General features: G+C 42.7%; 6 protein-coding genes and 2 pseudogenes. 2 read left to right on the top strand and 6 right to left on the bottom strand.

The genetic code is table 11. The features are described from left to right. Positions 1-47 precede the first annotated feature (47 nt). The 5 genes and pseudogenes from ABEW34_RS19595 to ABEW34_RS19615 form a co-directional block, all read right to left on the bottom strand. Positions 48-2,111: a Tat pathway signal sequence domain protein gene (locus ABEW34_RS19595; RefSeq protein ID WP_430160994.1), complete on the bottom strand. Its 2,064-nt coding sequence runs from the start codon at positions 2,109-2,111 to the stop codon at positions 48-50. A gap of 272 nt (positions 2,112-2,383) precedes the next feature. Then, a complete protein-coding gene (locus tag ABEW34_RS19600) occupies positions 2,384-3,868 on the bottom strand; it encodes an FGGY family carbohydrate kinase (protein ID WP_430160996.1) in 1,485 nt (494 codons plus the stop codon). 10 nt (positions 3,869-3,878) lie between these two features. Beyond that, positions 3,879-4,817 carry a transketolase family protein gene (locus ABEW34_RS19605; RefSeq protein WP_430160998.1) on the bottom strand — a complete coding sequence of 313 codons (939 nt, stop codon included), beginning with the start codon at positions 4,815-4,817 and terminating at the stop codon, positions 3,879-3,881. Then, positions 4,810-5,664 carry a transketolase gene (locus ABEW34_RS19610; protein ID WP_430161000.1) on the bottom strand — a complete coding sequence of 285 codons (855 nt, stop codon included), beginning with the start codon at positions 5,662-5,664 and terminating at the stop codon, positions 4,810-4,812. The genes ABEW34_RS19605 and ABEW34_RS19610 overlap by 8 nt, the downstream gene beginning before the upstream one ends. Positions 5,665-5,680: 16 nt before the next feature. After that, positions 5,681-7,114, bottom strand: a pseudogene (locus ABEW34_RS19615) (L-fucose/L-arabinose isomerase family protein). Between the two features lie 249 nt (positions 7,115-7,363). Here ABEW34_RS19615 and ABEW34_RS19620 point away from each other — a divergent pair. Further along, the gene (locus tag ABEW34_RS19620) at positions 7,364-7,453 is read left to right on the top strand and encodes a LacI family DNA-binding transcriptional regulator (protein WP_430161007.1); all 90 of its coding nucleotides are present in this window, start codon (positions 7,364-7,366) and stop codon (positions 7,451-7,453) included. Then, positions 7,444-8,376 (top strand): substrate-binding domain-containing protein, encoded by a 933-nt coding sequence (locus ABEW34_RS19625; RefSeq protein WP_430161001.1) that lies wholly within the window; start codon positions 7,444-7,446, stop codon positions 8,374-8,376. Before ABEW34_RS19620 ends, ABEW34_RS19625 begins: the two co-directional genes overlap by 10 nt. A gap of 200 nt (positions 8,377-8,576) precedes the next feature. On the opposite strand, the pseudogene ABEW34_RS19630 reads toward ABEW34_RS19625, so the two are convergent. Then, positions 8,577-9,345: pseudogene (locus tag ABEW34_RS19630) on the bottom strand (IS110 family transposase); the annotation flags it as partial. Positions 9,346-9,489 lie beyond the last annotated feature (144 nt).

Consider the following 9,489-nt stretch of genomic DNA (forward strand, 5'->3'; position numbering starts at 1 on the left):
TCGAGTCCGAAATTGATAATGCTATATTACTCCTAGTATCAATTTGACTAATGAACTACAACTCGAACCCGACCAAGATTCTGAATCTGAGTAAAGATTGTTTTTATATCACCTTCTCGCTGAGAGGTAGCGCGAATTGCTGGGTAGTAAGTTCCTGCTTTTGTGAACTTGTATTCCATTTTTAATTCTACCGTATCTTTAGGATTTCCAATTTTCAACACCTTAAAATCGCCTGTTCCCGCGTAATCCCACTCCGTTTTTACAATCTTCCCTGCTCCTGGTGGGACTTGAACCTTCACTTTAAAGCTTACAGTCTGCCCTGCTTTAATATCAATTCTGTCAGTACCATTGACCGTCAAATCAACAACAGGTTGTATACCTTTGCGTACAGCTGCTTTTTGCGCTACATTAACCTGTCCGTCAACCACTTTATATTTGGTCGATCGGGCAGGTGATACACCTTTTTCGACCCAAGCACTTACGTCAAGAAGTGCTTGCTGAAGAAGACCATCATATTGTACGAGTCGTGAAGTGCGTGCTGGACTGATATGATCAGCATTATCGTTATACCATACTCGGAAATTATCATCATATCGATCTCCAAGAGCCGACTTGACTTTTGCACTATACCAATCGGCATTCCAAGGATAAGCATCAACATCGAGCAAGTTAACGACCATTATAACTTTAGCATGAATATTACCATTGTATGTTGCACCGCCGGTTACACCACCAGAAATAAGTGGTCCAATCTCTAAAGGCCGCTGCGGATAAATAGGTGTACCACCCGTCGCTTTAAACTGATTCCAGGCGGTATAATCTAACGCTTTAGGAACTTGATGTCTATGGTATGAGAGAGCGGCAAGATACCAACGGTTGTCAATCTTGAGTTTAGCACCAGTGCTAACAGCATTTAATACTGCTTCTGAGTTTCCTTCTCCAATAGTGAATACTTTGGTCTTTGGATCAAATGAACCAGATAATTTCCCAACCGCAGTCGTTCCGTCCGATGCAAATAATGTATAATCAAGCCAATAACTTGGGGTCGAAACTGCTGGTACACTATCCAGTGTTAAACTAGTTACTCCGTTCTGAGCGTTACGTACAACTTGTGTGATGTTAGAGTTATAATCAATCTTAGACGAACGGAACAGTTCACCAAGTGCCGATTGCTCAGTCCCCAAATAACCCGGTTTATTCCAAAAATCCTCAACATATGAAGGATCTATAGTCCGAAGTACTGCTAATAAACCAAGTAAGCCCTCAGAATCCTTTAAACCCAGTAAATAAGAATAATCTTCCCATGCTCTTAAAGGAACTCCAAGCTTTGTCACCTCTCGTAGTACTGATTGTTCCATATCATTTAGTTTAGCGTATGGATTCCCACTTCCACCGGGGCTCACCGCATCTGCGATTTGCGGAGCTTTCTTCTCTAGAACAAAGCGTGCGAAAGCTCGAATGAAAAAGTTATTAGGAATAGAAGTTGGAACCCCTGTTATATAAGGTACGGCACCATCCCATACCCCATTAGTTCCCTCCAAGGCACCGATTGTCTGATAAGAGCCACCACTACCTCCATAAATATATCCATATATGCGGCCTGACCATCCGTAGTACTCCGCTGCAACCGCCTTAGAAAACTTGGCTGCAGCTGCATCCACCATGTAACCTCCACCACCGTTTGTTTGCACAGTATAAGCTCCGTTATCCACACCAAAGCTAACATTCATATCAGTAGCATTCTCGTCTTGTAGTGGATATACCATTTGGAAAAACCGTCCTGAAAACTTGCCTTTTGGCGGTAAATAAAAATTAAATTTCTTATTTGTACCTTCAAAGTGACCCGATACTTTATGATGCGGCACCGGTGTAGTTAAATCGGACTCTTTATCAATAACTGGGTTAGCGTACAACGGATCGATATTATCCATCGTAGTCAATGCGGACTTGTCTGTGGGCAATGAACTTTCCCCTTGTGCAGCTGAATTCCCCATGTTCGGCATTAATAATGAACTGAGCATGATTAATACCATAGAGCTAACTGAGGCTTTCCGAATAAACTTTTGTTTGTATTGCAATGTGGAATTGCTAATTTTTCTTGAAAATATCATTTGCTATCCCCCCATTACATATTGAATGCGCTTTCCAAAAGACTTAATACGTAAGAGATCTCTTGTATTCAGTATATAAGAGGCCCTATTTGAAGGAATATAAGACTTTATTTAGATTATGTACTTTCATTTGTGAATTCATTTAACCTCAAATACTTATTGGGGCTACTTATTGTTATTAAAAGTACACCCCTAATCTGTTAAAGATAAACAAAAGGTTTATCCTATCTCAGACTAAGGGTTTTATAAGAGCTATTGTCTTTTATTCGTTTCTATTTGATAACAGAGGCTACTGCTCTTTTCCAGCCATTATATAAGCCTGATCTTTCCCCTTCATTCATTTTCGGCTCATATAGGTGAGATTCAGTACCCCTTATTAAAATATCGTTCAAGTTAGACCAATAGCCTACAGCTAATCCACCCATATAAACAGACCCGAGTGCAGAAAGTTCGGCTACACCGGATTTTAATACTCTCTTACCCAGCATATCTGCTTGAAATTGCATCAATGTACGATTGCTGGAAGCTCCTCCATCCACTCGCAGCTCATTTAGAATGACATCTGACTGGGACTCGAGTATTTCTACTGCATCACAAACTTGATAGGCAATACTTTCATTTGCAGCACGAATGATTTGAGCTTTACCTGTTCCCCGATTCATCCCCGTTATTGCTGCTCTAGCATTTGGCTCCCAATAAGGTGCACCAAGACCAACAAATGCCGGCACTAGATATACTCCTTCATTAGCAGAAGATTGTGCAAGCAGTGTCTCCATTTCTTCAAACGTATCAAACATCCCTAAATTATCTCGGATCCATTTGATACTGTCACCAGACGAACGAATAACTGCCTCCAGTGCATAAGTTACAACACCGCCTTGGCCCCAGGCTATTGCCTGAACCAATCCATCTCGAGCAGGCGGTGGTGTAGTTCCAACGTTCATTAACACAGATGTACCGGTGCCATATGTTGCTTTAGCCATTCCTTGATCAAAACAATGATTCCCGAATAGAGCAGCTTGAGAATCTCCGATTAAACCTGCAATTGGAATACCATCGGATAGAATTCCGACTTTCTGGGTATAACCGAAAATAGAGTCCGAAGCCTTTACTTTAGGTAGTATACTTGAAGGTACGCCGAACAACTGACATAGTTCTTCATCCCACTTCAGTGTGTGAATGTTAAAGAGAGAAGTGCGGCTAGCATTTGTGAAATCCGTTGATTGGACAGCTCCGCCTGTCAACTTCCAAAGCAGCCAGCTATCAATAGTTACTGCGAGCAAATGACCCTCTGATAGCTTCTCTTGAGCGCCTTCCACATGATCTAACATCCAGCGCCATTTCGTCGCAGAAAAATAAGGGTCTAACACAAGACCGGTTCTCGTCTTTACGATTTTTTCATTTCCCTCTAACTTTATTTGCTCACATAAATCTGCAGTCCGCTGACACTGCCATACAATGGCATGGCAGATAGGAATGCCCGTCCGTTTATCCCACATCACAGCTGTTTCACGTTGATTGGTGATTGTAATCGCTGCGAGTTGTTCAGATGATATCGCAGCGTTGGCCAATACCTCTGCTATATTCTGTAATACGTTTTGATAAATCTCGAGTACATCATGCTCGACCCAACCTGGAGCCGGGTAATACTGTGTATGTGAGGATGTACTACTTGCAATCACCAAACCATCATGGTTAACAATTAATGCCTTTGTACCTGAAGTACTTTGATCAATGGCTAGGATATATTTATCCATAGACACTCACCTAGCGTCCCAAGAGCTCTAGAGCTGCTTTTTTCAAGCCTTGTACACTTATACCATAGTGCTCGAACACCTCAGCGGTCTTTCCTGCGATCGCAGGCTCATCTGGAATGCCGATAATTCGCATTGGTACAGGAAAATTCTGAATGACAACTTCAGCTACCGCAGCACCAAGTCCACCATGTATACTATGTTCTTCAACTGTAATGATATGGCCAGTCTCACGCGCTGCACAAAGAATAGCTTCCTCATCGAGAGGCTTAATTGTGTGCATATTTAGTACTCTGCAAGATACTCCATTTTCCTTCAAGGCTGCTTCCGTATCCAGTGCTACACGAACAGTTTCACCAGAGGAAATGATTGTCAAGTCATTCCCTTCACGCATTGTTACGGCTTTCCCAATCTTGAACTCGTACTCGTCGGATTCATAAACATCCTCGACTGGATTTCTGCCTATCCGGATATAGGCTCCACCTTCATAACCAACCAATGCTTCTGTCATTTTCTTAGTTTCATGTCGATCCGCTGGCATAAGCACAGCAAGCCCGGGAATAGCACGTGTTACAGCTAAATCTTGAACCGAATGATGGGACATGCCTAGTGCACCATAACTAACTCCACCGCTGATACCAACAAGCTTTACATTCGTTGCAGAGTAAGCGACATCTACTTTTATTTGTTCAATGCTGCGCATGCTTAGGAAACAAGCTGGAGAAGTAACGAACGGTTTCTTACCACTGTGTGCTAGGCCTGCAGAAATACCTACAATATTTTGCTCGGCAATCCCTACTTCAACGAATTGATCCGGATAAGTATTCGCAAATGGTGCCATGGCAGCAGAGCCGCGGGAGTCACTTGCAAGTACCATAATATCCCGGTTCTCTTTGGCCAGTTCAAGAAGCGTATCACAAATAACTTGTCTATTAGGTATTTTGTTAGCCATGGCTTTGTACCTGCCCTTTTTCTGTCAAATTATTCAGTTGCGCGGACAGTTCCGCAAGCGCCTTCGCAAGCTCCTCATCACTTGGTACATGATGGTGCCAATGCGGTACGTTCTCAGCAAACGAAATTCCTTTACCTTTAACGGTATTTGCCATAATGAGCGTTGGCTTATTCGGTACTGTAGGTATGGACTCAAAGGCTTTAACCAAGGCCTCTAAATCATTGCCGTCAAGATCGATTACATTCCATCCGAACGATGTCCATTTCTCATCAAGCGGATCGAGCCCCATAACATCTTCTGTAGAACCGCTGATCTGCAGACGGTTCCGGTCTACAATGCCAACCAAATTATCTAGTTTATAATGGGCACCGGCCATGGCAGCTTCCCATACTGATCCCTCCGCTTGCTCACCATCTCCCATGAGGCAGAACACACGATACGATTTACCATCACGTTTAGCAGCAAGCGCCATACCAACAGAAATTGCAAGCCCATGGCCCAATGCTCCTGTATTCATTTCAATACCGGGTACTTTATTATTTGGGTGACCAATCAACTTTGTCCCGAACTGACTGAATGTATTTAATTCTTCCTTTGGAAAGAACCCACAATCAGCCAAAATACACCAAAGAGATTCCACCGAATGGCCTTTACTAGCGATAAAGCGATCGCGATTAGGATCCTTCGGATTCAAAGGATCAATATTCATGATTTTATAATATAAAGCCGTAAGAATGTCTGTATTGCTAAGCGAACCGCCAGTATGACCTGTCTTCGCACCGTGAATCATGCGTAGAAGCTCCATCCGAATGTGAATAGCTTTTTCCTGCAGTGCCTTGATCTCCATAGTTAAGCCTCCTTCTTTATAATCCAGCGCCGCGCAGCCACGCTTGAATTTCTTGCTCCGTTGGATCTACAAGATCTGGAGTCAACCCCGGAATATACCGGCAAGCTTCGTACAATACTGGAATCGCGTTTGCATGAATACCAACGGAGTGATGAACATAAGGTCCAGTAACCAATTTCTCTTCCCAGAGAGGCCAATCGTTTACTTCCACCCATACATATGAACCGCGCATATACGGCCCCTCTATGCCTTTTGCTTTGCCTAGGAACAACTGGTACTCACCGTGATCACCATCGAACCGTGCCAAAGTCATATTTCCACCCTTAATTTCGCCTTCATGTGTTCCTGGTGAATGATCATCGAACAAGAAATGTTTTCTGAGCTTTGGTTTGTCCTCTACACTAAGGGACACTGGGAAGTTCCCGCAGTGGAACAGCAGTTCACCATTGGGATTCTCAGGATGTCTCACAGTTAGGTCTGCAAAAAACGTAGGGTGTTGGTTCATAGTAGCTGCTTGAACCATCACAGAGGTAATTGCTCCGTGAATATCTGTTTCGCAGGTAACCGGAATTTGTTCGTCTGTAAGAATGGCATTAGCTAAACACGGCATAATGCCCATAGCATCCTGTAAAGATGACCAACATTGGATCGCAATTGCTGTGCTGCCAGTCTGAATGGCATATTGCTTCATAGCTACCTTCAGCGCTGCAATCCTTTTTACATCTGCTTCAGTCACTTCTGACCAATCTAGCTTAGCTTTGATATACTCAACAGCTTCCGCTAAATCAGGACTATTACCGTTCTCAATACGTTTCGATGCTCTCTGAATATCAATAAGAGTAATCGGATGAATTTCGATTCCAAATCGCTCAAGCAGTTCCACTTCATTGCACATCATGGTCCAGAATGAAGCTGGACGTGGTCCGATTTGCAAAATACGAAGCGATCGGAATTGACGTACAACGTTAGCAGCCGCAATGAAATTTGTGAAACCCCGTTCGAAAACTGGATCGTCCACTCTACTGTTGGTTATATAAGTAAAAGGAACATTAAACCTTCGCAATACTTAACCTGTTGCAAATAAACCGCACTGTGTATCCCTTAATCTCATACCGTCCTCAAGAGGAGACTCGTCTCTTGGCCCCCACAACAATACAGGCTTGCCTAGTGCTTTTCCAACCCGTGCAACTGTATCTTCAGTACCAAAATTACAGTGAGGGAAGAAAACTGCGTCAACATTCTCTTGTCGGAATCGCTCAATAATTAATTCTGCGTTAATATGGTCATCGTAAAGCAAACCTTCCTGATTGATACCTTCCAAATCGACAATATCAATATCAAGCCCAAAGCTTTCAATCTTCTCGCGAATCATTACTTTGTACCGGAAAGCATCTTCAGCACTAAATACAAAGCGTCTGGTTGGTGCGTAACCTAATTTCAACTTTTTCATTGTGGTTCCCCCTTAAGTAAATAATAACTAAACTAAACTAAATAATTTAGTTTATCTTTAGCCGAATCACTAAGACACCTCTAAATTATCACGCCTTAAAGGTATATTCAACGATAATTTAGTGTATTTTTATAAATTTTATCTATTTGTTTAGTCATATTTTAGTTTTGCTCAGTTTAAGATTGCATATTGTTGAGCATGATAGTAAACTTAACTTACTAAACAACTAAGGGGGCCTCTTCAGTGAGGATGGAGGACATCGCCCGACTTGCCGGCGTATCTAAATCCGCAGTTTCTCTCGCTTTAAGCGGCAAACCCGGGACCGGATATTGCAAATAGCTAAAGAAAATGAATATTTACCTAAATCACGCAGTGAGCATGTCGACGCAATTCAGAAGTCTATTACCTTTTTGGTATTTGCTAATTCAGGCATCGTGCATAATGAGTACTATCAACAACCTTTTTTCCGTGAGCTAATCCATTACATCGAAGAAAGGTGCCGGTCTCTCGGTTATTCGCTAATCTTCAGCACAGTCTCTTTAGATAAAGATGATAGTGAAATCGCTGCGTTAGTCGAGGAAACGCGTAGTCAGGGTATTATCCTACTTGGCACAAACTTGTCTCGTATGCGGGTAGCTTCGATCGCACAGAGACTCCTATTACCGCTGGTGGTGTTAGACAATTGCTACGAGTCACTGCCTTTTCACTTTGTCGGCATTAATAATATGATGGGAGCTTATCAGGCAGGAGTTCACCTTTGTGATCTAGGCCATCAGCACATTGGTTATATTGCATCTGATGATCGAATCCACAACTTTGAGGAGCGTAAACGAGGTTTTGCATTTTCCCTTCAGGAACGAGGTATCGTACTTGAGGAAGAGTGTATTTTCTCGGTAGCGCCAACTATTCTGACTTCTCAAGAAGCATTAAAACATCAATTTGAAACTTATCTTTCCTCCGGAAGAAAACTGCCCAGTGCCTTTTTCTGCGAATGTGATTACATTGCTATTAGTGCACTCAAAACATTATCTGAGATGGGCTTCAAAGTACCCGAGGACGTATCCGTAGTGGGATTTGATAATATAACCGAAGCAAGGATCGTGACACCTGAATTAACTACTATTCACGTCGATAAAGAACGTTTAGCTATACAAGCAGTGGACGTGCTTATTCAAGATATTGAACAGGACAATGCAGTACGGACTAAAATCGCAGTTGATACACAACTTATTGAAAGACGGTCTACACGTACCATCAATTAGCATGTATCTTGTAAACAAAACAGGGGCATCCCAACGTACTGGGATGCCCCTGTTTTGTTTATAAATTATTTACTTTCCCCAGCTGTTTTGGTTTACGATTGAACTATAATCTTTTAGCAAAGTTTGGGGTACTGTCCTAATCAGTTCATCTACCATCCAAGGACCTTCTTCCTTTTTAATTGTATTTGCTTGTACAGAGGGTCTAATACTTCAATAATTTCTGCTTCTACTATTTGCAACTGTCGGCAAGCAAGGTCATACTCAGCGAGAAGTTGCTTTAAGTGGAGCTTGTACGCATGCGTTGCCTGCTTAGAGCCAACAGAATGACGAGCAAGCGCATTTAGGGATTGAGCCTTCTTTTTCCCGGGCTGACGTTGCATAATGGATTTCCAGCCTCTTACCACGTCCTGAGGCGTTAACTTTTTGACTTCTTCCGGCGTCGGGAAAAGACGTAGTGTGGCCAATGAGCCTTTGCACATGAGCTTCTTAAAAACCTGTCGCAGTTCAGGGAACACAACATCAACCCAACGATGAATTTGGTTCTTTGCACTTACGAGTCTTGTCACCACAGAATCTCGGTTAGAGAGAAAGACACGCAGCTCTTCAAAAGCTTCTGGCGTGTTGCGGATGAATGAATAGTAACCGTTTTTAACCATGTCCGCAATGACGAGCGCATCCTTTTTGTCGCTCTTCGATGGTGTATTGTCTCGATTTTCCTTGTTCTTTTTCACGAGGTGAGGATTATCAAGAACCACTTCAAATTGCTGCTCGGCTAGCCATTTGGAGACGTTTCTGGAAACCCTCTTCGTCATTAGAGAGAGACAGCGGATTACCAATTGCAATTCCTCGAAAGTTTACTGCGCGAGCAACATGCGTTAGTTGTGCAATGTCGATTCCGACGACGAGATGATGCTGAGGGGTAATTTTTTCAATGAGTTGATTTTGTTTGTCTTGGGCTTTAAACTTCATAATAGAGCGTCCTCTTGGATGATGGGATTTTAAGGGCTATGACCCGTTGCGTACTCCCATCGTACCGAGGCGCTCTTCTTTTTGCAAAGCTGATAATTAACGCTCTACAGGAATGCTAGCGTTCCCCGTCGTATTATGAGGTCA

It is taken from the genome of Paenibacillus algorifonticola (assembly GCF_050481745.1).
Taxonomy (GTDB): domain Bacteria; phylum Bacillota; class Bacilli; order Paenibacillales; family Paenibacillaceae; genus Pristimantibacillus; species Pristimantibacillus algorifonticola_A.